Source organism: Paenibacillus filicis (assembly GCF_038070315.1).
GTDB classification, from domain to species: Bacteria; Bacillota; Bacilli; order Paenibacillales; family NBRC-103111; genus Paenibacillus_G; species Paenibacillus_G filicis.
In genome coordinates, this window is sequence record NZ_JBBPCC010000016.1 from 82,620 (window position 1) to 104,652 (window position 22,033).

The window sequence follows — 22,033 nt, forward strand, 5'->3', positions numbered from 1 at the left end:
TTCTTCCATTACAAGATGTATAGCTTACATAGCGCAGTAAGGAGGGGCAAGTGATGTCCCATTCGGAGCCTTCTGTATGGATTCCTCCGGCGACAGAGACGTTCCCGTATTTTCAGCCAATACTGTCCCTGCAAACACAGCGGATTATCGGCTACGAAGCGCTGGGACGCCATGTAGCAGGCGGGTCCGTACGTAGCCTAGGGCCTTTTTTTCAACAAACCGGATTGTCTGACGGTCAATTGCTGAGGGTGGACCGGACGATCCGCGAGCGGGCGATTGCCGCTATGGCCCAATCGGGCGGAGAGGAACGGCTGTTTCTGAACTTGAAGCCGTCCTGGATTTATCGCAAGGCCAGCCGCGTGAGCGAGCTGCCTACGCTGGAGATGGCGCAACGCCAGGGTCTGCCGGCCTCGCGTATCGTGGTCGAGATCACGGAAGAGCCATTCGCCGGCGATCTGGAGGAGCTGTCCAAGATGATCGGATTGTACCGGGAAGCGGGATGCACGATCGCTATCGACGATATCGGCAGCGGGCATAGCAATTATGACCGGATCGCATCGCTCCAGCCGCATATTCTGAAGATCGATTTGAAGCTGATGAAGAAGGGAGTCGTGCATGAGGGGTATCATGCGCTGCTGAATTCCTATTCGATTCTGGCCTCACAGATGGGGGCCTCTCTGCTTGTGGAAGGAGTGGAGACGAAGGAAGATCTGTATTATGCGCTGAAGGTCGGGGCGCGGTATGTGCAGGGCTTCCTGTTCTCTCCAGCGAAGGCTGGGCTGCAGAGTCCAGATGCGTACGAGCGGCTGCTGCGCGAGAGCATAGCGCTCTTCACTCGCAGCGAGCTGGAGCGTCATCGTGGGCTGTATGCAGCTACGGATGGCCTGCGGGCGCTTCTGCGGGAGAAGCCGGGATTCGATACTGCCGGGGATGCCGATGAGCTGCTGCAGACGCTTGCTGGTCATGTCGGGAATAACGTGGTGCGCATGTATATTTGCCGGGAGGAGGGATTCCAGATCTCCTCGAACTACACCCGCGCTGCGGACGGAACTTGGAGCCGGGATACGACGTACGAGGGTTCGAACTGGATATGGCGTCCGTACTTCATCCCGACCGTCCTGCGGATGAAGCACGGACGGCAGGGATGCCTCTCCGAGCCTTATACGGATCTGGAAACGTCGCGTCAGGTGCACACGTACTCGGAGCCTCTCGGGGATACGCACTATGTGTTTTTCGATCTGGAGATCGAGTGACGAGCTGGCTAGCCTAGTCGACCCACTCGCTGCGCAGGGCGAACAGGTCCTTGAGATCGTCGGTGGACAGCTCTGTGATCCACTGCTCTCCGGTTCCGACGATCTGCTGGCTTAGGCCGAGCTTGCGGTCGATCATCTCGTCGATGCGCTCCTCCAGCGTGCCGAGGGTGACGAACTTGTGCACCTGTACCTGACGCGTCTGCCCGATGCGGAACGCCCGGTCGGTCGCCTGATTCTCCACGGCAGGGTTCCACCAGCGGTCGAAATGAAATACATGATTGGCAGCCGTCAGATTAAGTCCGGTGCCGCCTGCCTTGAGTGACAGCAGGAAGATGCCGGATTCGTCCTCCGTCGGGGCGTCGCCGCTCTGGAACGCATCAATCATCCGGTCGCGCTCCGCCTTGGCGGTTCCGCCGTGGAGGAACGGCACATGGCCTCCGAACTCCTCCGTCAGCGCCCGCTGCAGCAGGTGACCTGTCTCGACAAATTGGGTGAAAATCAGGCATTTGTCGCCTTCCTGCCTCAGCTCCTGTACCATCTCCAGCAAACGCTCCACCTTATTGGACCGCTGCCTCCAGTCGAGGCGGGAGATGGCCGTGCCGCTGCCTCCTGCGAGTCCGGGGTGGTTGCAGATTTGCTTCAGCTTGGTCAGCGCGGCTAGAATGAGGCCGCGGCGCTCCATGGTCGACAGCTTGTCGAGCCGCTCGAACATATCCCGGATATAAGTCTCGTACAAGGTCGCCTGCTCCGCGGTCAGGGAGATGTACGACTTGTACTCGTATTTATCCGGCAAATCGAGCTGGATCGACGGGTCCTTCTTCACGCGCCGCAGCAGGAACGGGCGAATCAGCCGCTGGACCTTGGCGATCAGCTCGGCGTCCTGTGTCCGCTCGATGGCGTTCACATACCGCTGGGTGAAGTCGCGAAGCGTCCCCAGATAGCCCGGGTTCAAGAAATCGAAGATCGACCACAGCTCGGTCAGCCGGTTCTCGATCGGCGTACCCGTCAGGGCGATGCGATGGCGCGCCTGCAGGGTGCGGATGGACGAGGCTTGCTTGGTGTAGGCGTTCTTGATATTCTGAGCCTCATCGAGACAGATCGCTTCCCATTCGATAGCGCCTAGCTCAGTCTCATCGAGATGCGAGAGCGTGTAGGTGGTCAGCACGATGTCGCAGGAGCTAGCTATCGCTTCGAATGCGCTGCCCTTGGTTCGGCTCGGCCCATAATGCAGATGCACGCGCAGATCGGGGGCGAATCGCTGCAGCTCCTTCTGCCAGTTGCCCAGCACGGAGGTCGGACAGACCAGCAGGGAAGGGGCAGCCGGAACTTGGTCCTGGTCCTGCGGGGTCTCCGCACTTGTCCTGCCGTCGTTTACCTCTGCAAATGCTTCGGCTTCGACTTCGGCTGCCGCTTGCCGCTGCTCTCGCAGATGGAGCAGGTACGTAATCATCTGGATCGTTTTGCCGAGACCCATGTCATCGGCCAGACAGCCGCCGAGGCCGCACTGACGCAGGAACAGCAGCCAGGAGATGCCCTCCAGCTGATAAGGACGAAGCGTGCCCCGGAAAGAGGCAGGCGGCTCCAACAGAGGCGGTCTCTTGGTATGATTCAGCAGCTCAACCAGCTCCTGCAGCTGTTCATTCAGTTCGACCTCCATGTCCAGAGAGCGGTGGAAATCTTTGTCCTCCTCACCCTCAGAGGAGCCGAGCAAGTGCAGCTCCAGCACGTCGCGGAGCGTAAGTCCCTGTTTCTTCTGAACCTTGTTCATGACCTGCTGCAGCTGCTCCAGATGAGCCGGATCGAGCTGCACCCACTGGCCGCGGATCTGAATCAGCTTGCGGTTCTGAGCCAGCAGCTCGCGGAATTCCTCCTCAGTCAGCTCCAGGTCGCCCAGCGCGATCTTCCAGTCGAACCGCATCAGCTGGTTCAGACCGAGAATCGACTGCGGTCCGGTACCGACCGAGGACTTGATCTTGGCCTTCAGCCGCGGCCGCCACTTGCGAATTCTCTCCCACCATGCAGGGAGGAAGACGGAATACCCGGCCTCCATCAGTCTCAGACTGCCTGTGGTCAGCAATTGCCATGCCTCGTCGGCCGGCAGCTCGCTGCGCAGGGCACCGCTTGGCTCAGCCGCAAGCCATGGCGCCATCCGCGTCCACTTGGCCGTGTCACGTGCGGCCCGGTCGAGATGCGGCCGCCATTCGGCAGGCACGCTGTCTGTACCTGGCCAACGACGAGTAGAGTTAGCCTCCTGCTGTCCATTTCTGTCCGGACGGACAGATGCGTCCTGGATGCCGGAGAGGTCCGTATCACCTGCGGTATCTATAGAAACATCTTCGTCCGAGCTGCCGACTGCGGTGAGGTCCGCGCGATCCTGTCCTTCTTCGGCCCAGGCTTGAACGAGATGAGCCGGCAGCTCTACGATGCTCTCCTTGGCACTGCGATCCTGGAGGATGACCCGCAGAGGCCAATCGCCTCCGGGGGCGGACGGCTCCTCCAGCTTCAGACAGGTGCGGAACGGCGTGCCGTCCGACTGCCAGCCGATCGAGATCAGCCAGTCCTCCTCATCCATCCACACATCGGGCGACGTCTGGCCGCGGCGGAAGAGAGGGAAGGAGCGCTCCAGTCGGGCGAGATGCTCGCGCATCACGCCATCGGCCTCAATCCACAGCGGCACAAGCCGCTCCATCCATTGCTGGGCGAGCGGAGCCGAGGCCCATGCGGCGGCGCGCTCCGGGAGCTCGAGCTTCCAGCCGAGCTCCCCATTCTTCCACTTGGCAAAGTCGGGCATGAAGCGCCCCGCGCTGAGGGCGTCCCGGATCGGAGCCGCCAGCTTCGTCAGCTCAGCCAGTTCCCGCGTGAACTCCAGCTTCTGATGATAGACGGTAGCCGGAGCTGCCAGATAGTCCAGTGCATCCAGTGCAGGCAGGAACAAGCCCTCTACTCCCGAAGCCTCAGTCACCTCGATGAACGAACCGTAGAAAGAGGGCGCATGCCAGGCGAACATCCAGTCCCGCAGATCTTGCGCATCACAAATCCCGTTATTGTAGCGCGTTCCCCAGAGAAAGAAACCATCCTGCTGCGCCCATCGTATATGAACGCCTATCGCTGTCGTATCGGTTATGGTATCCATTTTACCCTCCGAAGCTCCTCCTGCAGCGCCCTCAGCCTAGCATGCTTGCCAGCCAGCCGGTAGACGTAGTCCTCCCAGACGACTTGCCGCTGCAGCCTGGTATAGATGCCGTTCAATTTTTTCAATAACCTCATCGCATTCTGGTAGGCAGTCCGGTTCTTCTCGGCGATGCAGCGCTCTACCGCCTGATGGTACAGCGGAAGCACCAGCGACGGGTCATGGTTCTCGACCTTGGTCAGGTCGGGGGCAAACAGATTCAGCGGAGAGACACGGTTGGCGAGCTGCAGGTCGATCCACGCCTGATAGCGGCCGGCCCTCATCAGATAAGCCGTGTAGAAATGATAGGTGCGCGGCAGCAAGGCTACCATCACATCCACCCACTCCGTGTCATCGGGCTGGCGCTGTACCGCCTCGATCCAATACTGACAGAACTGCCGCAGGTCCTCCTGCTGGGCCTTCTGCATTAAGGGCAGCAGCCAGCGCAGCCAAGCGAGCATACGCTCCCACTGCTCCTGACGGTAGCTGTCGTGCAGGTACAGGAAGAAATCCCGCGGCTCCTTGCGGGTCAAGCCTTCGAGCTGCCTGCGGGCGGCTTCGTCGCCCTCCTCCATCAAGGCAAAGTGTGCTTCAGCCAGCTGCAGCACGTCCTTGCGCCTGACGCTGATGTCGGGAGCGTTCAGCAGCTTCCGAATGCGTGTGCGCTCGTCGGAGACCCACTTGGTCTCCGGAGCCATCTTCCACCAGATACTCCGGTAAACCGCGGACCAGGATAGGGGAGATTCCTTGGCGGCGAGCGCCGACTCGCCAATCAGGGCGAGTGTCTCCTTCCAGGCTGCCGGGTTGCTCCTGGCGATCCCCGGGATGTCGATCTGAGGCAAGCGCTCCTGCAGCTCTTCGTGGCATTGTCTTGCGACCGTCTTGCAGCCGGTCTCAATATAATAGGACAGATAGGACGACTTTGTTTCCGTATAAAATTGCTCGATCTTTCGCATAACGAACAGCAGCATATGGAGTCCGTACAAATCCCGCTGCGGCTTCTCCCAGGCCTCGGCATACGGAGTCAGCGAATCCTTGGCACTGCTATAGAACAGCTCGATGGATTGCTGCTGGTTCATCGAGAAGCCATAGAACTGCTGGTCGAAAAACCGCTGCCACAGGCTGGGAGACTGATCGGGCGTCGGGGGCTCCAGCCGTTCTTGCTGTTTCTTCTCCGCGATGCGGTTCGTCTGCCGTGTCTGCTGCTGCCGCTGGCGGACGAGAATCGCCTGCTTGAGCTGCTGGAGCAGCAGCTCGGGGCGGCCATAAGGCACATACAGCGCAAAGAACACGGCGGCCTTGTGCCGGCAGTGCTCGCCTTCCGGACAGCTGCACTGGCTGCGAACGGCGGATTCCAGGTCGAGGATCACCTCATAGGGCTTGGTGACGCGCACCAGCGCATGAATCTCCAGACCATGCTTCAGCTCGATGTCCTCGACGCGGCGCTTGTGGAAATCCTCCCAGCCGCCCTCGATCTGCTCCGTGTCGAAATAGTCCCGCAGATACCGTGCCAGCATCGATATTCGATTTTTTGGGATCTGCAGCTTGAGCATGTGTTGCCCTCCGCTCGTTTTGTCTATCCTTATAGTGTACCAGATTTTGCATGTGAATGCGCGGGTCTTCACTCATCTGCGCACCTCTTGATTGAATTTGCCAGATCGGGCTGCGGTCCGGTTGCAGGGGCGGCGGCTTTGCGGGTACAATGAGTTCAAATAAATCTGGCTTCGGTGAAGAAGGGATGAGCAGGCATGGGGATTAAATTCGGTCGGGAATACAAGGATATTATCGGAGATTTTACGGAAGCGCTTCAAGCGGTGGACGGTTGTTACGAGTTTCTGGAGATGGAGGAGGGCGACTGGACGGAGCTGGCTCCCGAGGACCGGACGGCCTGCATGCAGACTCTAGCGGATGACCTGTTCTACGGACTGGGGACGGAATCCACCATGCATGTCGGGGATTGCCAGGTTACGCACGATCCGAAGCGGCACCTGATCCGTGTGGATCGCGGGGATTCCTTTACCCGTGTGATTCATCTGGTCTGAGCGGGCAGAGTGGCGACGGATAGAAGGAGGCACATCCTGTCGTTGGCTTAGTTAGCGCGTGCCTTTGATCAGCTGTGCAGCTTGAGGAATCTAATGGGACGGGCGGTGAGCGCAATGAGGAGCAAGCTGGATGATGCAGCTGTGAGTGATAGGCTGGCTGAGAGGCCGGACTGGGAGCTTACGGCCGAGGATAGGCCGTGGATTCGGAGGCGCTACCGGTTCCGGTCGTTCCCGGATGCGATTGCTTTTGTTCAAGAAGTCGGCCGAATCGCGGAGGAGTCGGAGCATCATCCGTTCATCGCGATCGATTACCGGGTCGTCACCCTCAGGCTGACGACTTGGAGCGCAGGCGGGCTGACGAAGCTGGATTTCGTGACGGCGGCCAAGTTCGATGGGGCTTATGACGCGATGCAACAACCGGAGCGTAGATGACCACTCTCAGGACTGCATGGGCCAGGTGGGGATTGAAGCCGGGCAAGAAGCTGTGAGTGAACAGCTACAGCGAGCTAAGAAGGGGCACAGACCGCAACTGCGATCTGTGCCCCTTCTTAGCCTGTATCCCTTTGCATGAGAAGCGGGCAAGTGGTGGTGAAGCCCTTCGCTAATACTCCTATACAAGTACGGTCTGTCAGGTCCATGCTTACGCTGCTGTTCTAAACAATTTCCTGCTCGTCGTGAGCACCCGCTGCACCCAGCAGGAGCTGAATCCGCCTGCGAAGGGTATGTGGCAATTCCCGGGATAACGCCTCGCGAAGCCGCTCGGGTTCCGGCCCTCCGGCATGCTCCCAGTATCCCTCGATGGCTTCCGCCTTGGCCGATCGGCCGGGGATGAGGCTGTACAGGATGTACCAATCCTCCAGCGAGGCCAGCGGGATGTCGAGGGTTTCCTCCGTACCTTCGACTGGCAGAGGGAGGGTCTGATCCTGCTCGTGACGGCGCCAGTCCAGCCGGTAGACGCCTTCCTCATGGCGGATGCCGAATAACCCCATCAGATCGACTTCGGTGCCTGCAATCGTATAATGCAGGAAATGCACGGTACAGTAAGGCTCCTTCGGGGCCATGACGGTGTATTCGCCCAGCTTCTGCAATACCTCGTGAGCCCGCAGGACATCCTGTGCCGACACGAACAGGTCCAGATCGTTGGTGCGTTCAGTCAAGCCGTATACGCTCAGCAGAGCCGACCCGCCCAGCGCCCACTCGATCTGCTCCTTGTGGAGGGAAGTGGTGATTAGACGTAACGCTTCTTGGTGCTTGGTTAACATAAGACGGGCTCCTTTCTTCAATTCTGCCATACCATGCAATGGAATTCGGCGGCTCCTGTCGGAGTCATCCGCTCATAGGTATCCGTAATCTCGAATCCCGCCCGGAGGTAGGCGCGTATGGCGCGTTCGTTCCAGGTCAGCACCTCGAGATCGATCTCATGCTCCGGCTGCAATCTGCGAGCTTCCTCCGCAATCGCCCGCACGAAGTTCGCACCGCTCCCGCGTCCGCATGCATCCGGACGCATGCCCAATCCGAGGCGGGTAACCCCGGCCATAGGGAAGAGCTGGGCGAATCCGCATAGCGTGCCCGAGGCATCCAGCACCGCCCGGTACTGCTCGTCCCGGAGCTGCGGGTCGGCGAACTCCTCCTGCAGGGAAGCCATCAGCTCCCAGGGCCGCCACTGGTAGAGCTGATAGGGTGGTTCATACTGCCATTCGCAGATTTCGCGGCAATGCGACAACTGCAGAGGGGCCAGGCGGAAGGATAACTTCGCGCTTTCGATATCCATTGTTTCCGTAAGAGGATCGTCAGGACTGTCGAATGAGTGGGATGAATCTGCTGCTATAGTCACGGCGTAACCTCCTCTTCATACTGCCCGGCCTGTTGGTCTGGCGAAAGTCCTAAGCGGAAAGGACTGCTTTCGTCCGGTCGTCTTCCGTTGTATACTGATTACTATACAGCAAATCATCCCGCTAAAGGAAGTGACTGGATTTGTCGCATGTAGTTAGCCAGGAGTGGTTGTTTGAGCATGGTACGGACGATCATGTCGTCATCGTCGATTGCCGCTTTGCACTAGGGAACCCGACATCGGGACGCACAGGGTATGACACGGATCATATTCCCGGAGCTTTTTATATCGATTTGGAAGAAGATCTTTCGGCACCGAAAGCAGCGCATGGCGGACGTCATCCGCTGCCTAATCTGGACGAACTGGCCGCCAAGCTGGGTCGTATCGGCGTAGACTCTGACGCGTTCGTCGTCGCTTACGACGACCAGGGAGGTGCGATGGCCTCCCGTCTGTGGTGGCTGCTCACGTATCTGGGCCATGAGCGTGTAGCGATTCTGGATGGCGGTTACACGAAGTGGAAGGAAACCGGTTATCCGGTGACCGATGAGCCGCCTGTGGAGCGTGCCGCTGAATTCCGTCCGCACGTGCGTCCGGAGATTCTGCTGTCCGTGGATGAGGTCAAGCAGCGACTGGGCCGCCCGGGCACTGTGCTGATCGACTCGCGGGAGCCGCGCCGCTACGAGGGTCTCGAAGAAGCGATCGACCCTGTGGCCGGACATATCCCGGGAGCGAAGAACCGCTTCTGGAAGGATGGCCTCACGGCGGAAGGGCTGTGGAGGCCGGCTTCGGAGCAGGCTGAGCGCTTCACCGATCTGAAGGACGCCGAGGAGATTGTCGTGTACTGCGGGTCTGGTGTGACGGCATGCCCGAACGTGCTGGCTTTGCAGCAGGCGGGATTTACTAATGTGAAGTTGTACGCAGGGAGCTGGAGCGACTGGATTTCGTATGAAGAGAATCCGATTGCGACGGGGAACGAGGAGAGGGCTTAAACGTAGTCGAGCATGCAGCTTGAAGTACATCGCTCATAGGGCGATGTACTTCTTTGCGTTGCGGCTCTGGTGGCGGGAGGCATGACTGAGCAGCTCCCATATTACCTTCATTTGGCTAAGGATAACGGACTGCAACCGGAAGAGCTAGTGGAAGCCATCACGCACTTGGCCTTTTACACCGCTTGGCCGCGCGCAGCTTCTGCGCTCTCGGTTGTTAAGAGTGTCTTTGAATAACGAGTGAATCAGATGGTTCCCACGGACATTACAAGGCCGGTCGAACGGACAATTTGGCGTACAGACAACTACGTGCTGTACGTCTTTTGGCGTCTTCATAGATTCATGAGAACGGGTTTGGAGTTGTGAGCTAAGCTTTGGATTAGGCAATAAAGCTGGCATCCCATACCGACGCCAGCGGCTAATGATTCATGTGCTTGTCCAATTTTGCTTGGCTAAGTCTATAAATAATTCCATGGCTGGACTTATCCATACTGGTTCAAAGTGCCCTGTCTCTGTTCTTTAACTAAAGATGAAGAGAGGAGCAACATGTTCGATCAGAAATCGGGGAGCTGAAGATGGAGGAATAGAGGGGAATCCGCTGACGGCGGGTGAAGAGTAAGGCTGTAGGATGCCATACAGGACATGAATAACATACACCGCATTAAGCTATAGTAGCTTGAGCGGTGTATGTTTATGTTCGCAATTCAACAAAATTTTCTTATTTGATTACTTGGTCTTGTCAACAAGTGCCTCTGCGGAAGCACGGATATGCTCCGCATACTTGCGGGCCTCCAAATTCAGTTGCTCATCCGTGGCCTCTATAGCATCGTACGCAACGAAGGGAGGCAGGTAGAGGGCGCTGATATATTGAACGCTCACCTGCAATGGCCTCAAGAACTCGTTGACCATGAATCCGTATTTACCGCTCGGACGATAATCCTGCTCGCTGCCGCCCGCCGTTGTCGCCACGATGAATTCCTTGCCCTTCAGATGATCTCCACCGGTCCCAAATGCCCATCCGTACGCCAACACATCGTCGAACCATTTTTTGAGCAGCGGCGGGGTACTATACCAAAACAAAGGAAATTGAAGCACGATCCGGTCATACTTGGTCAACAGTTGTTGCTCCCTCTCTATGTCGATGGTCCAATTAGGGTACTCCTCGTAAAGGTTGTGAACATCAATGTTATCATGTAAGCTCAGTTCCTGAATAAGAGCGCGGTTGGCTCGAGACTGATCCAAGGACGGATGCGCAGTAATGACCAAAATTTTCATGAAAATCTTCCTCTCTCTAACAGAATGGCGTCAGGGCTTCTCCGCTTGACAGCTTCATTATTCTCGAGGAATCAGTTTATGTAAAGTACGCTTTTCTTTCATACTATGTCAGGTTTTTCGTACCATAGATCGTTACTGGATTCCCGTCAAGTATGATAATACGTACTAAGTACGTTTTTAAAGTGTATTGGTTAATTAACTTACATTTGTTACAATAACAGTAATCGAAAATATGAGCAATCGAGGGGTAGTGTATGTCTGAAGATATAAACAAGTCCCTTTTAACAAACGGGGTCATTGAGACTCTTCAAGTTATTGGGGGGAAATGGAAGCCGGTTATTTTATATATCCTGCTGACTGAAGGGACCAAGCGATTCGGAGAGCTGAGGCGGATGATGCCGACCATCACTCAAGGCATGCTGACCAACCAACTTCGTGAGTTGGAACGGGACGGAATGATCGTTCGCAGGGTATATCAGGAGATTCCACCTAAAGTTGAATACTTCATTTCCGATTATGGACAAACGCTTAGTACGGTTCTCGGCGATATGTGTGGATGGGGATTTCAGCACCTAGAGTACAAGAAGAACAAGGAGAGACAAGATCAGATATCCAATGAGTAGGAGGTACTCATGCTGGAAAAGATTAATTTCGTACAAGCTATAAATGATGTGGTACTGCTCCATGCAAAGTCTATACTACAAACAACGACGGTTGTTTGTATGGAGCTACAAACTACCGTCGTCATATCCGGGTATTATCATTAATGGTTTGCCGTGTAGACTTTGCTGTCTTTAAAATTTAAAAATTTTAAGGAGCAGAGCTAATGAAATATATAAACGCTGAGACCATTTTCCCACAACAGCTATTGAAAGAGATTCAAACCTATATACCTGGCGGGATCCTATATATTCCAAAACCTGAAGAATCCCATGAAAAATGGGGTCAAAGTTCAGGGAGTCGAGAGTATTTGAATACCCGTAATGAAGAGATCCGTCAAAGATTTTCAAAGGGCTCCTCAATGGATGAGCTTTCAGATGCATTCTGTCTCTCTTATCATAGTATTAAAAAAATCGTATATTCAAAAAATAAGGATTCTATCTAAAGATCAGTGTTTGAAAATGAAAAGTCACATCGTATTTCTAGGATGTGGCTTTTTTGTGTAAAAAATGAATTCAAGTCGATTATTATACAATCTCAAGCTGCTGACCTTGTTAAACTTATACTATCAACGATGCAGGAGGTTAAAAGAATGAATAATTCTAACTTGAAGGAAATTTGGAATAATTGGTCCGAAACGTGGTATCAAAAATATAGAACTGATCAAGCAATTTCGAAAATCATAAACAACCCTGAGTCCGCGTTTCATCATACTACTTATGCAATGATTAAACATGTATGTCCAGATTTGCATGGTAAACGAATTTGTGTACCTTCAAGCGGCGATAACCATGCAGTGTTTGCATTTCATTTGTTGGGAGCGTCGGTCACCTCCATCGATATTTCGGAGCGGCAATTGGAAAATAGTGCTGCAATAGCCCAAAAACACGGCTGGGATATTGAATTCATATGCGATGATACCATGGAGTTAAGTAAAATTAGCAGCAATGAATATGATTTTGTCTACACCTCAAACGGTGTTCATGTATGGATTCATGATTTATGCTCCATGTACCAAAATATTCACAGAATTCTTAAGGCTAATGGGACTTATATCATGTTTGAGGTTCATCCTTTTACCCGTCCATTCGGAGATGATACGGAGAAATTAACAGTAGTCAGGCCGTATGATTCAATAGGTCCTTTTATCATTGAACATGTACCTAGGCATACATGGCGTATACAGGATTTGATGAATGCTGTTATTTCATCGGGTCTATGCATCCATCATGTTGAAGAAATGTATGCAGAGGATGGTTCGTTTTGGATTGATGAATCAGCAGATGAAGAAAATACTCTCTCAAATGAAGAGTTTGATCGGTTATGTAACTGGCAATTGAACCCTAGGGCGGCTCTTCCCCAATGGTTATCAATTACAGCAGTGAAAAGAACGTAACTGTTTTCAATAAATGAGGAAGATTAGAACTCGAGCGATTGTTTCCTCTTGCGAGAATCCAATTGTGACGGGGAAGAGTAAGAACTGAGGGAGCGAGTCCAGAGGTGTTTGAGGGCTGTAACAGGTTGCTTGCGGGCAGGCTGTTGCGGTCCTCTTTGGGTTGTCCGTGCGTTTGCCTGCATTCATTTGAATTTTAGTTGAAATTATGAAGGATATGGAATTTATTTCGTTGAATTTGTAGAAGAGTATTTTCAGGAGGGTAGTCTAAGCAAGCTATTATCTTTACCCTGGTCATGACTTAGTGAGATTGTTGGAAGGGAATATACCGGTTATTGAAATGTAGTAGGAAGGGAGAACGCTTATGACAACTCTTGCAGTACCCAAATTATTTTTTGATGGTTCGGTTATCGATGTGCTATGGGATAATCACGAAGAGGCCATTCGTTGGTATCGGCAGTACATGTCGTGGGAGGTAGGCCAGCAGGAGAGTTGGAAGCCTGATCCGAGATGCACGCAAGGCAGAATGACCCGATTGAATTGGGGCACATGGCTGATCTCAAGCCTCTCATCCGTGAGATTGCCCCATCATTATGCGGAGCGCGGGACCGTGGAGTCTAACATCCGATTGTGCTGGAGGACCCGGAATCTTAAGAGGCTGCACAGTCACTATTCATCTAGTGGAGTCCGTGTCTCGAATATATATAAAGGGCCTGGCAACACGACATACTTCGACTTCTGGGCAACCTGCGAAGGAATTAGATTCACGGCCCAAGAAGATCAACGCATTCAGCAGGATGAAGGATTCGTTCCCTCTTGGATTAGACTGGGCGTGAGTGACCTAACCCAATCTATCGAGTGGTACTGTACCTATTTGGGTATGCAGGTAGAGAACGAATGGAGCAAGGATGGTTACGCCGTGATGAGCCTTTATTTAAATCATCAGCCGGATCATAAATCCCTATGGGTGTTGGAGCCATTAACTGAGGGTGCTTATATTGGAAAAGTAGACGGTGCGGTGCAGCCGGTTTGCTGGGTGGCGGGTCGCGAGGACTTTTTCAATTACCAAACGTTCTTATCCGGCAGCGGAATCGAAACCTCCGAAATTGGCGGATTTTTAACCAAGGGATTGGTTAGCTTCCATATCTATGATCCCGACGGTAATCGCTTGAACTTCAGCAGCATGTAACAACGCGGCAGCGATCGTACTTCGGATAGAGGGAATACGGTGAAGAGGGTAGGAGAGTAAGAATCGAGGGTGCGCGACGGACGCGGGATGGAGGGCTGTGACAGGTTGCCTGCAGGCATAATGTCGCGGTCCTCTTTGGCTTTTTCCGTCCAGCAGCCTGCAAACCCGTACCATCAATGATACTTGCAGGAGGGTCAGTCAAAACCAGAGTCATATATATGAGGGAATCATCCGATATAAAAAAAGGGGCGACGCAGCATATCCATATTCGTGTCTACTTGACAGGGTTATGACCAAGGAACACCAGGTTTCTTATGCAGAGAAATGAAGCGGCTGATTAACCACAAGATGCATAGAGCTTGAACGCGATATTAAGGACTATATCCACTTATACAATTACGAACGATTACAAACGAAATTAAACGGCCTCAGTCCGATGGAATTCAGGTCCAAGGCCGCATAGCCAATTTTTATTATTTGTACTGTCTACTTGACGGGGGGCAGTTCAGTTCACGCCATTGTTTACTTGATTTATTTAACAAGGGGGGCTTGAATCAATGTTGCGAACTTAAATTGATGCACATGACCATCATTAAGTGTGGTCTGTCCAGTAACGAAATGGACATGCTTGCCATTTCCGACTGGAATCGCAGGCCCTGTTCTAATTTTTTTCAGTTTATGAAAGTGATTCAAGAAGTCTGTTCGTGTGAGGTCAATTTCATGGACGTGACTGTTGCCTGAACGTATTGCTTGCCCCGTCACTCCTGCAAAACGATGGTTATGCCGATCCGCACCTTGCTCAGCCAATCTCGTGCTTCCTTCAAACTCATGTACGTGCCGCTGTTTCTTTGTCTGGGGTGTCTTCTTTATTGTTCTACTTTTATTCGGCATTCTGCGGTAACCTCCTAAAATAAAATTATCAATAGTACATTTTATTAAAGCAGTTACTTTAAAGTGCTAGGCAAACAAATAGCTTTAATTGGAAAGTTTTAAAAGAAAAGTTCTATGACTGAATATGGTCATGTGGTTGGCTGTAGTAGCTGCTGTGCTGACCCTGCAGCGGGCGGATTCTATAATGTGATGCTGTTCACAAGAAGATTAGCTATGAGGAGAATCCGGTGACGACGGGGGACGGGGAGAAGGCTTAAGTGGGATAGCGGTATAAGACTTAGTACATCGCTCCTTCCGCGATGTATTCTTTGTACTGTATTCCCTCAGAAACAATTTTCATGAGCTCCGGGTCGAGCATACGCTCGTATGGATCCATTATCGCACGGCCCTCGGTAGGAATACACATAAGAAATGCTTTATGAACAAAGGAACAGCTCGAAATTAAAAAGGGTGACAATCACGAGCGAATCATCCGATATAAAAAAGGGGCAACGCAGCATGTTCGGATATGCTGCAAAATAAAGAAACTTAATAGGAACAGGAGGAGCTAATCTTGAATTCACGTTTTCGTTTTCGCTTGCGTCATCTGTTCGTCATGCTCTTGATAGCATGTGCGATTATTTCAGCAGTAGGCTGTTCTTCAACCGATCAGTACGAATCCATCTATTACGGCTTGAAGAGGGAGGTTAACCACGTCGAGATTAGATTGGCTTCCATGGGTCTGATGCCCGATGACAAGTTATCTGCTGAAGGGAAGCAATTGATGATGGTTGCCGTCAATGTCAAAAACTACGGTTCCGACCCCAAGGTCGTGGAGTCATCGATGTTTACTCTGGTTGATAATAAAGGGAAGCGATATACCGCGTTGCCGGACAGCGCGCTGCCGAAAGCCATTGCACCATATGCGCTACACCCTGGGTTTACGTACCCCCCTTACAAGAATGGCATGGTCATGGAGCATCGTTATTTTGCTTATGCAGTGCCGGATACGATGGTAGCCAGCCGCGAGTCTACGATCCCCGGACATTCTATCGTGTACAAGGACGGCAAGCACGGGCTGCGCTTTTCGTTTGACAAACGATGCATCTCGCCAAATGAATGCTTTGAATAAATCCTGCTGCTAATTGCTTCTCAGAGGCCTTCCTTTCAATATCGCTCAGCACGGTCGACAACTATAATATATCATGATATATTATTATGCATAAGATGAAATTATGAAGGTCAGGAGATAACGATGGTCATGAGTGAGACGACTTCATCCAAGCCGATGTACGAGAAGATCTTTGACGAAGTAAAGCGCGGGATCATGACCCAAGCTTACAAACCGGGCGAACGCGTGCCCTCCGAGAAGGAGCTGGCGGAAGCATACAGCGTTAGCCGGATTACAAGTAAAAAAGCGCTGGAGCTGCTCGCTAACGAGCGGTTGATCGTGCGGAAGCCGGGCAGAGGCTCGTTCGTCACCGATCCGGAGCTTGAGTTTACAGAGGAAGAGGCCCCTTCGGCGGGGGGCTCTCGTGAAGCGCCAGTCAAGCTGCTTCACCAGGAGGAGAAGACGATCGGCCTGGTGATTACGGACTTTGGCAATAGCTACGGGACAGGGCTGATCTACGGCATGGAGCAGGCCGCGCGCGATAATGACTGTTTTTTGGTTTTACGCAGAACCTTTGGGGTTCCCGAGAATGAGGAACGCTCCATCCAGAAGCTGCTGGGGCTCGGGGTAGACGGGCTTATCGTGTTCCCCGCGCAGGGTGAATATTTCAATGCCGAGGTTCTGAAGCTTGTCATTGACCGCTTTCCGCTTGTGCTTGTGGATCGGCACTTGAAGGGGGTGGCGGCGGCTTCGATCAGCTCAGACAACCTCACGGCCGCGCTGAAGGGCACGGAGTATCTATTTGATCTCGGGCATACCAGCATCTCGTTTTTGTGCCCGCCTCCGGCGGATACGACTGCTGTGGAGGACCGGATCGAAGGTTTTATTGAAGCTCATGCGCAGCGGGGAATCATGGTTGACAAGGAGCTGTGGCTGAGCGATCTAACCTCGACGCTGCCAAACTCCTTCAATGACGAGAATATCGAGCGCGACATCGGGCGTCTGGTCTCTCATTTGGAGCGCCATCCCTCCATTACCGCATTATTTGCTATTGAATACAACATCGCCCTGTTGGCCAAGACAGCCGTGGAGCGCCTCGGTCTGCGTATTCCGGAAGATATCTCGATCATCTGCTTCGACAGTCCGCCCACCCATCTCGGCGGTGGTTATGCCTTCACTCATATGCGGCAGAATGAAGAAGAGATGGGGCGGATTGCCGTCGAGAATGTGCTGAGCATCATGAACGGCTGCTCTGTGCCCAACAAGGTGATGCTGGAAGCCCGGCTGATTCCCGGAGAATCCACCGGTCCGGCCCGGCAGCCCAAGTCACTCTAACAAAGCATGTACTAGCGAAGTGCTGTGCCCTTATTCATGCCCTCGGGGCAGTTGAACCTTGAAACCCAGTCTGCAAGCGAACGGGTTTTGGGGTTCTTTTTTGTTTAAATGGCTATAACCCTCCCTATAATGTTATATCATTTATAAGATAAAATGCGTATTGACATGATGACAGTATGCTAATATACTAATTATTGAAAACGCTTTATAATATTTGAAGGGAGGTATTCCATCTGAATTCAAGTCCTCACATTCCAAAAGCTATTCAAGAGCTTACAGATGCTGTACACGATAAGTTTAGGGATCGCCCCCGGATCGCTAAGATGTTTGAACAATGCTTGCTGAATACGTGGAATACGACCATTAAACGCAACTCAGACGGCACGACCTTTGTGATCACAGGAGATATCCCGGCGATGTGGCTGCGGGACTCTGCTGCACAGGTCAGACCTTACCTGATCATGGCCTCACAGGATGAAGCCATAGCGGATATGATTCAAGGGCTGGTGGACCGGCAATTCGCCTATATCCAGATGGACCCTTATGCCAATGCCTTCAATGAAACCCCGGGCGGGCAAGGTCATCAGAACGACCTGACCGAAATGAGCCCCTGGATCTGGGAACGGAAATACGAGATCGATTCCCTGTGTTATCCGATCCAGCTTGGTTATCTGCTGTGGAAGAACACAGGCCGAACGGCCCAGTTTAACGCGGGCTTTGTATCAGGGGTTCGGCTGATCATGGAGCTGTGGCGCAGAGAGCAGCATCATGAGAGCGATTCCCTTTACCGGTTCCAGCGGCTGGACTGCCCGCCGTCGGATACCCTTGTCCGGGAAGGTCTGGGCAGCCCTACCACGTATACGGGAATGACCTGGTCGGGCTTCCGTCCCAGTGACGATGCCTGTCAGTATGGCTATCTCGTTCCGGCCAATATGTTCGCTGTTGTGGCGCTGCGCTATGTGAAGGAGATCGCCGCTGAAGTGCTCGGCGATGCGATGCTGGCCGAGGAGGCGCAGGAGCTTTTGACACAGATTGATGAAGGCATCCGCGCGCATGCGATCGTGGAGCATCCCGATTTCGGTCCTGTGTACGCCTACGAAACGGATGGTATGGGCAATTTTAATCTTATGGATGACGCCAATGTTCCCAGTCTCCTCTCCATTCCTTACCTGGGGTATGCGGATGCGGAGGACCCGCTTTATCTCAATACCCGGCGTCTGATTCTGAGCAAGACGAATCCGTACTTCTATGAAGGCGCCGCGGCCTCCGGCATCGGAAGTCCGCATACGCCGGTACGTTACATCTGGCATATTGCGCTGGCGATTCAAGGAATGACTGCGACGAGCCGCGAAGAACAGCAGCGCCTTCTCGACCTGATGGAGGCCACAGATGCCGGAACCGGATTTATGCATGAAGGCTTTCATGCCGACGACCCGGATCAATTCACAAGACCTTGGTTCTCCTGGGCGAATATGATGTTCTGTGAGTTTGTCCTGATGACTTGCGGGATTGCCGTTAAGCGGGATAAAAGTGAATAGCTGCAAGCCAGAATACCATTAAAGGGGATGAAGATCGATGAAGAAATGGTTGGTTACGACGACATTACTATCGATGATTACGGTTCTGGCGGCAGGCTGCAGTGGTGGTGCGGCGGATACTGGAAAAACGGGTGGCGCCGGGACCAGCAGCGGCAAAAAAACAGAGCTTACCTTCTGGGGCGACTGGGGCGGCGAAGGACAGAAGCAATTCCAGACGATGGTGGAGGCCTTTAACAAATCCCAGGATAAAATTCATGTCAAATATGTGCTGCAGCAGGATATGATTACCAAGTTTCTGACATCGGCAACCAATGGAGGCGCGCCGGATATTCTGTTCTGGGACCGCTGGCGGACCTCGCTGTATGCGCCCAAGAACGTGCTTCATCCTGTGGATGAGTATCTGAAGCGGGACGGAATCTCCAAAGACGATTTCTACAGCGAATCCTTGAAAGAGCTTACGAATGGGGGCAAATTATATGGCCTGCCGCTCACCGTGGATGCACGTGCCTTGTTCTATAACAAGAAGCTCCTGGCGGAAGCAGGGGTACAGCCGCCGAAGACGTGGGATGAGCTGGAGGCGGCAGCGGCGAAGCTGACCAAATGGAAAGGTGACAAGCTGGAGGTCGCCGGCTTCTCCATGGGTGATCTCGGATTGTTCAATATGTATCTCCAGCAGGCCGGCGGCCAGATGCTGACCGATGACGGCAAGACTAACTTCAACAATGACAAGGGCAAGCAAGTGCTGGAATTCTGGGACCGTCTTATGAACAAGGACAAAGTATATAAGGTCGGCTTCGAACTTGGCCTTGGGGAAGGACAAGATGCTTTTGTCACCGGCAAGGTCGCCATGCTCTACTCCGGTCCGTGGATGCTGAGCACCTATAACAAATACGGCAAGGATCTGGAATATGGCATCGTTCCTCCTCCGGCAGGTCCGGGTGGCAATAAGGCCAGCGTGATGGGCGGGTTCGGCCTTGTCATTCCTGAAGGCTCCAAGCACCATGACGAGGCTTGGGAATTCATCAAGTGGTGGACGGCGAACAAAGACAATGCGCTGCTGTGGGCGAAGACGAGTCTCAATATGCCGGGCTTCAAGCCGGCGCTGGAGGATCCTTTCTTCAAGAATGACCCGCAGTGGAAGCCGTTCATGGATACGCTGGAATTTGCGAAGATCCGTCCGACTCATCCCGGATATTCGGTGATGGAAACCGATGCGCTGGCTCCGAATCTCCAGCTTAACCAGCAGCAGAAACAGAGCATGAACGACACGCTGAAAAAAGCCCAGGAACAAGGTGACAAGCTGCTCAAGGATAACGCAGTCGTGAAGTAACTATCTTCGCAGATGAGGCTGGTGCAGGGGAGCACGCTCTCCCCTTGCGCCTCCGCGGGGCAGTGACAAGAGTCTCGGCTTCGGCCGACGCAAGGTTCGGTACGATTTCATCCACTGAATGGATAAAGAGGGGGAAACCCAGGTGACATCCGTAAGAAAGATCGGAAGGCATCAGGCGCGGACAGCTTATCTGTTCATTACGCCGACGGTCCTGCTGTTTGTGGTATTTACAGTCATCCCCGTGGTGATGGCCTTATATTTAAGCTTTACCAACTATGACGTGCTGAGCCGAAACGATTGGGTCGGCTTGGATAACTACCGCCGGCTCGCGGAAGATGACCTGCTCTGGAAAACATTCCGCAACGTCTTCCTGTACGCAGTGGTTTTCGTTCCGCTCAATATCTTGATCTCCGTACTGCTCGCCATTCTGCTCAGCCGGACATGGCGCGGGGTCAAACTGTTCCGGACGCTGAACTACCTGCCGACACTCACCTCCGCCGTCGCCGCGGCTACGGTGTGGATTTGGCTGCTGCACCCGGAATTCGGCTTGGTCAATGGACTGTTGTCGTATGTAGGCATTACCGGTCCGGCCTGGCTGTCGGAGACCCGTACAGCGATGCTGTCGATCGTGATGCTGACCCTGTGGCAGTCGGTCGGCTCCAATATGGTTATTTATCTGGCGGGTTTGCAAGGCGTTCCCGATTATCTCTATGAATCGGCTAGACTCGATGGCGCCAATAAATTCGAATGCTTCCGCTATATCACTTGGCCGCAGCTGAGGCCGACGACCTTTCTCGTCAGTACGATGTCGATCATAGGGGCGCTTCAGCTGTTTGACCAGGCATTTGTACTTACCCAGGGCGGTCCGGCCAATATGACCAAGACACCTGTCTATCTGATCTATCAGCAGGGCTTCAATCAGCTTCAGATGGGCTATGCGTCTGCACAGGCTTTTGTGCTGGCAATGGCGATTCTGATCTTCTCTCTGATCAATATGCGGATCTCGAAGGCGGAAGAGTCGGTCATATAGAGGCAAGCCAAGAAGGGGGCTCAATGGAATGAATAGCAGCAGCAATAGTTCCCCGCTAAAGCAGGGACTAGGCAAATCGATCTATTATCTCGTATGCATAGCCATCGCGGTCGTCATGTTCCTGCCATTTTACTGGAGCGTGCTGACCTCGCTGAAGCCGAATGATGAAATCTTCGCGATGCCGATCAAGTGGTTTCCGTCGCATCTCACATTCGAGCATTACCTCAAAGCGTTCACGACGGTCCCGTTTGGCTTGTATTTCTGGAACTCGCTGGTGCTGGCCGTATCGGGCGTGCTGGCGAACCTGTTCTTCGGCTCGCTTAGCGGCTATGCCTTTGCGAAGCTGAACTTCCGGTTGAATAAGCCGATCTTCCGCGTTCTGCTGGCCGCCATGATGATTCCAGGGATCGTTACGATGATTCCGACCGTCTATGTCATGCGCCATATTCCGCTTATGGGCGGCAATGATATTTTGGGCAGCGGAGGCATGGGGCTGATGAATTCGTTCTGGGGCGTTATTCTGCCGGGGGCCTCGGGCACGTTCGCCGTGTTCTTCATGCGGCAGTTCTTCCTGACCCTGCCCAGCGACATGATGGAAATGGCACGGATTGAGGGCTGCGGGGAATTCAAGATATTCTGGCGCATCTATCTGCCGTTGACGAAGCCGGCATTGGCCACACTGAGCATCTTTACCTTCCAGGCGGGCTGGAATAGCTTCCTGTGGCCGATGATTGTACTTAACGACCCCGATAAAGCAACTATTCAGATGGGGCTGCAGGCATTCTCCTATAATTTCCAGACGGATTACGGTCCGATGATGGCGGGAGCGCTGGTGGCAATTTTGCCGATTCTCGTGATGTTCCTGGTGCTGCAGCGTTACTTTGTACAGGGAATTGCGTTCAGCGGCATCAAGGGGTAAAAGCTTCCTATTCAGCTTAGGGAGAAGGGGGCATGGGGGAATCCTGAAAAAGAGGATCTGTAATCACCCGCCGCCTAAGAACAAGGTGACGCTCAGCGTTCC

At 53.3% G+C, this 22,033-nt stretch carries 21 protein-coding genes and 1 pseudogene; 16 read left to right on the plus strand and 6 right to left on the minus strand.

The window, feature by feature from the left end:
- The first annotated feature begins 53 nt into the window (after window positions 1-53).
- Window positions 54-1,253: an EAL domain-containing protein gene (locus WMW72_RS22565; protein ID WP_341417832.1), complete on the plus strand. Its 1,200-nt coding sequence runs from the start codon at window positions 54-56 to the stop codon at window positions 1,251-1,253.
- 13 nt (window positions 1,254-1,266) lie between these two features.
- On the opposite strand, the gene WMW72_RS22570 is transcribed toward WMW72_RS22565, so the two are convergent.
- Complete coding sequence (locus tag WMW72_RS22570; RefSeq protein WP_341417833.1) at window positions 1,267-4,386, minus strand: DEAD/DEAH box helicase; 3,120 nt, start codon at window positions 4,384-4,386, stop codon at window positions 1,267-1,269.
- Entirely contained in the window at window positions 4,374-5,975 is a 1,602-nt protein-coding gene (locus WMW72_RS22575) for an SWIM zinc finger family protein (protein ID WP_341417834.1), read from the minus strand. Before WMW72_RS22575 ends, WMW72_RS22570 begins: the two co-directional genes overlap by 13 nt.
- A gap of 195 nt (window positions 5,976-6,170) precedes the next feature.
- Here WMW72_RS22575 and WMW72_RS22580 point away from each other — a divergent pair, with 195 nt between their 5' ends.
- Window positions 6,171-6,464, plus strand: coding sequence for a hypothetical protein (locus WMW72_RS22580; protein ID WP_341417835.1), 294 nt, complete (start codon window positions 6,171-6,173; stop codon window positions 6,462-6,464).
- A gap of 114 nt (window positions 6,465-6,578) precedes the next feature.
- Window positions 6,579-6,896, plus strand: a complete 318-nt coding sequence (locus WMW72_RS22585) for a 4a-hydroxytetrahydrobiopterin dehydratase (protein ID WP_341417836.1) — start codon at window positions 6,579-6,581, stop codon at window positions 6,894-6,896.
- A gap of 221 nt (window positions 6,897-7,117) precedes the next feature.
- On the opposite strand, the gene WMW72_RS22590 is transcribed toward WMW72_RS22585, so the two are convergent.
- Both WMW72_RS22590 and WMW72_RS22595 read right to left on the minus strand, forming a co-directional pair.
- Complete coding sequence (locus tag WMW72_RS22590) at window positions 7,118-7,726, minus strand: nucleotidyltransferase family protein (protein ID WP_341417837.1); 609 nt, start codon at window positions 7,724-7,726, stop codon at window positions 7,118-7,120.
- A gap of 17 nt (window positions 7,727-7,743) precedes the next feature.
- Window positions 7,744-8,235, minus strand: a complete 492-nt coding sequence (locus WMW72_RS22595; protein WP_341417953.1) for a GNAT family N-acetyltransferase — start codon at window positions 8,233-8,235, stop codon at window positions 7,744-7,746.
- A 203-nt stretch (window positions 8,236-8,438) separates the two neighbouring features.
- On the opposite strand from WMW72_RS22595, the gene WMW72_RS22600 reads away from it, so the two are divergent.
- Entirely contained in the window at window positions 8,439-9,284 is an 846-nt protein-coding gene (locus tag WMW72_RS22600) for a sulfurtransferase (protein ID WP_341417838.1), read from the plus strand.
- Window positions 9,285-9,344: 60 nt separating this feature from the next.
- Window positions 9,345-9,518, plus strand: a pseudogene (locus WMW72_RS22605) (carboxymuconolactone decarboxylase family protein); the annotation flags it as partial.
- A 489-nt stretch (window positions 9,519-10,007) separates the two neighbouring features.
- Here WMW72_RS22605 and WMW72_RS22610 read toward each other — a convergent pair.
- The gene (locus tag WMW72_RS22610; RefSeq protein ID WP_341417839.1) at window positions 10,008-10,556 is read right to left on the minus strand and encodes an NAD(P)H-dependent oxidoreductase; all 549 of its coding nucleotides are present in this window, start codon (window positions 10,554-10,556) and stop codon (window positions 10,008-10,010) included.
- A 254-nt stretch (window positions 10,557-10,810) separates the two neighbouring features.
- On the opposite strand from WMW72_RS22610, the gene WMW72_RS22615 reads away from it, so the two are divergent.
- The 5 genes from WMW72_RS22615 (at window position 10,811) to WMW72_RS22635 (ending at window position 14,261) form a co-directional block, all read left to right on the plus strand.
- A complete protein-coding gene (locus tag WMW72_RS22615) occupies window positions 10,811-11,179 on the plus strand; it encodes a winged helix-turn-helix transcriptional regulator (RefSeq protein ID WP_341417840.1) in 369 nt (122 codons plus the stop codon).
- Window positions 11,180-11,382: 203 nt separating this feature from the next.
- Window positions 11,383-11,661, plus strand: coding sequence for a CD3324 family protein (locus WMW72_RS22620; RefSeq protein ID WP_341417841.1), 279 nt, complete (start codon window positions 11,383-11,385; stop codon window positions 11,659-11,661).
- A 147-nt stretch (window positions 11,662-11,808) separates the two neighbouring features.
- On the plus strand, window positions 11,809-12,612 hold the full coding sequence (locus tag WMW72_RS22625) for a methyltransferase domain-containing protein (protein WP_341417842.1): 804 nt from the start codon (window positions 11,809-11,811) through the stop codon (window positions 12,610-12,612).
- A gap of 361 nt (window positions 12,613-12,973) precedes the next feature.
- Window positions 12,974-13,798 carry a VOC family protein gene (locus WMW72_RS22630; protein WP_341417843.1) on the plus strand — a complete coding sequence of 275 codons (825 nt, stop codon included), beginning with the start codon at window positions 12,974-12,976 and terminating at the stop codon, window positions 13,796-13,798.
- Window positions 13,799-14,150: 352 nt separating this feature from the next.
- On the plus strand, window positions 14,151-14,261 hold the full coding sequence (locus WMW72_RS22635; protein WP_423227583.1) for an IS3 family transposase: 111 nt from the start codon (window positions 14,151-14,153) through the stop codon (window positions 14,259-14,261).
- A 68-nt stretch (window positions 14,262-14,329) separates the two neighbouring features.
- On the opposite strand, the gene WMW72_RS22640 is transcribed toward WMW72_RS22635, so the two are convergent.
- Complete coding sequence (locus WMW72_RS22640; protein ID WP_341417844.1) at window positions 14,330-14,689, minus strand: YmaF family protein; 360 nt, start codon at window positions 14,687-14,689, stop codon at window positions 14,330-14,332.
- Between the two features lie 553 nt (window positions 14,690-15,242).
- Here WMW72_RS22640 and WMW72_RS22645 point away from each other — a divergent pair.
- The 6 genes from WMW72_RS22645 to WMW72_RS22670 all read left to right on the plus strand — a co-directional run bounded on the left by WMW72_RS22645 (window position 15,243) and on the right by WMW72_RS22670 (window position 21,931).
- Window positions 15,243-15,800: a DUF4352 domain-containing protein gene (locus WMW72_RS22645; protein WP_341417845.1), complete on the plus strand. Its 558-nt coding sequence runs from the start codon at window positions 15,243-15,245 to the stop codon at window positions 15,798-15,800.
- Window positions 15,801-15,929: 129 nt separating this feature from the next.
- Window positions 15,930-17,114 (plus strand): GntR family transcriptional regulator, encoded by a 1,185-nt coding sequence (locus WMW72_RS22650; RefSeq protein WP_341417846.1) that lies wholly within the window; start codon window positions 15,930-15,932, stop codon window positions 17,112-17,114.
- Window positions 17,115-17,347: 233 nt separating this feature from the next.
- A complete protein-coding gene (locus tag WMW72_RS22655; protein WP_423227584.1) occupies window positions 17,348-18,652 on the plus strand; it encodes a glycoside hydrolase family 125 protein in 1,305 nt (434 codons plus the stop codon).
- 37 nt (window positions 18,653-18,689) lie between these two features.
- Window positions 18,690-19,982 carry an ABC transporter substrate-binding protein gene (locus WMW72_RS22660; protein ID WP_341417847.1) on the plus strand — a complete coding sequence of 431 codons (1,293 nt, stop codon included), beginning with the start codon at window positions 18,690-18,692 and terminating at the stop codon, window positions 19,980-19,982.
- A 118-nt stretch (window positions 19,983-20,100) separates the two neighbouring features.
- Entirely contained in the window at window positions 20,101-21,012 is a 912-nt protein-coding gene (locus WMW72_RS22665) for a carbohydrate ABC transporter permease (protein ID WP_341417848.1), read from the plus strand.
- Between the two features lie 28 nt (window positions 21,013-21,040).
- Window positions 21,041-21,931 (plus strand): carbohydrate ABC transporter permease, encoded by an 891-nt coding sequence (locus WMW72_RS22670; RefSeq protein WP_341417849.1) that lies wholly within the window; start codon window positions 21,041-21,043, stop codon window positions 21,929-21,931.
- Window positions 21,932-22,033: the final 102 nt, after the last annotated feature.

What these genes read in the sequence shown, in the direction of transcription:
- WMW72_RS22595 (WP_341417953.1), bottom strand. Translation starts at nt 8,235, where the DNA reads ATGGATATCGAAAGCGCGAAGTTATCCTTCCGCCTGGCCCCTCTGCAG.
- WMW72_RS22585 (WP_341417836.1), top strand. Translation starts at nt 6,579, where the DNA reads ATGAGGAGCAAGCTGGATGATGCAGCTGTGAGTGATAGGCTGGCTGAG.
- WMW72_RS22625 (WP_341417842.1), top strand. Translation starts at nt 11,809, where the DNA reads ATGAATAATTCTAACTTGAAGGAAATTTGGAATAATTGGTCCGAAACG.
- WMW72_RS22660 (WP_341417847.1), top strand. Translation starts at nt 18,690, where the DNA reads ATGAAGAAATGGTTGGTTACGACGACATTACTATCGATGATTACGGTT.
- WMW72_RS22615 (WP_341417840.1), top strand. Translation starts at nt 10,811, where the DNA reads ATGTCTGAAGATATAAACAAGTCCCTTTTAACAAACGGGGTCATTGAG.
- WMW72_RS22640 (WP_341417844.1), bottom strand. Translation starts at nt 14,689, where the DNA reads ATGCCGAATAAAAGTAGAACAATAAAGAAGACACCCCAGACAAAGAAA.
- WMW72_RS22610 (WP_341417839.1), bottom strand. Translation starts at nt 10,556, where the DNA reads ATGAAAATTTTGGTCATTACTGCGCATCCGTCCTTGGATCAGTCTCGA.
- WMW72_RS22565 (WP_341417832.1), top strand. Translation starts at nt 54, where the DNA reads ATGTCCCATTCGGAGCCTTCTGTATGGATTCCTCCGGCGACAGAGACG.
- WMW72_RS22630 (WP_341417843.1), top strand. Translation starts at nt 12,974, where the DNA reads ATGACAACTCTTGCAGTACCCAAATTATTTTTTGATGGTTCGGTTATC.
- WMW72_RS22620 (WP_341417841.1), top strand. Translation starts at nt 11,383, where the DNA reads ATGAAATATATAAACGCTGAGACCATTTTCCCACAACAGCTATTGAAA.
- WMW72_RS22590 (WP_341417837.1), bottom strand. Translation starts at nt 7,726, where the DNA reads ATGTTAACCAAGCACCAAGAAGCGTTACGTCTAATCACCACTTCCCTC.
- WMW72_RS22580 (WP_341417835.1), top strand. Translation starts at nt 6,171, where the DNA reads ATGGGGATTAAATTCGGTCGGGAATACAAGGATATTATCGGAGATTTT.
- WMW72_RS22665 (WP_341417848.1), top strand. Translation starts at nt 20,101, where the DNA reads ATGGATAAAGAGGGGGAAACCCAGGTGACATCCGTAAGAAAGATCGGA.
- WMW72_RS22650 (WP_341417846.1), top strand. Translation starts at nt 15,930, where the DNA reads ATGAGTGAGACGACTTCATCCAAGCCGATGTACGAGAAGATCTTTGAC.
- WMW72_RS22575 (WP_341417834.1), bottom strand. Translation starts at nt 5,975, where the DNA reads ATGCTCAAGCTGCAGATCCCAAAAAATCGAATATCGATGCTGGCACGG.
- WMW72_RS22670 (WP_341417849.1), top strand. Translation starts at nt 21,041, where the DNA reads ATGAATAGCAGCAGCAATAGTTCCCCGCTAAAGCAGGGACTAGGCAAA.
- WMW72_RS22570 (WP_341417833.1), bottom strand. Translation starts at nt 4,386, where the DNA reads ATGGATACCATAACCGATACGACAGCGATAGGCGTTCATATACGATGG.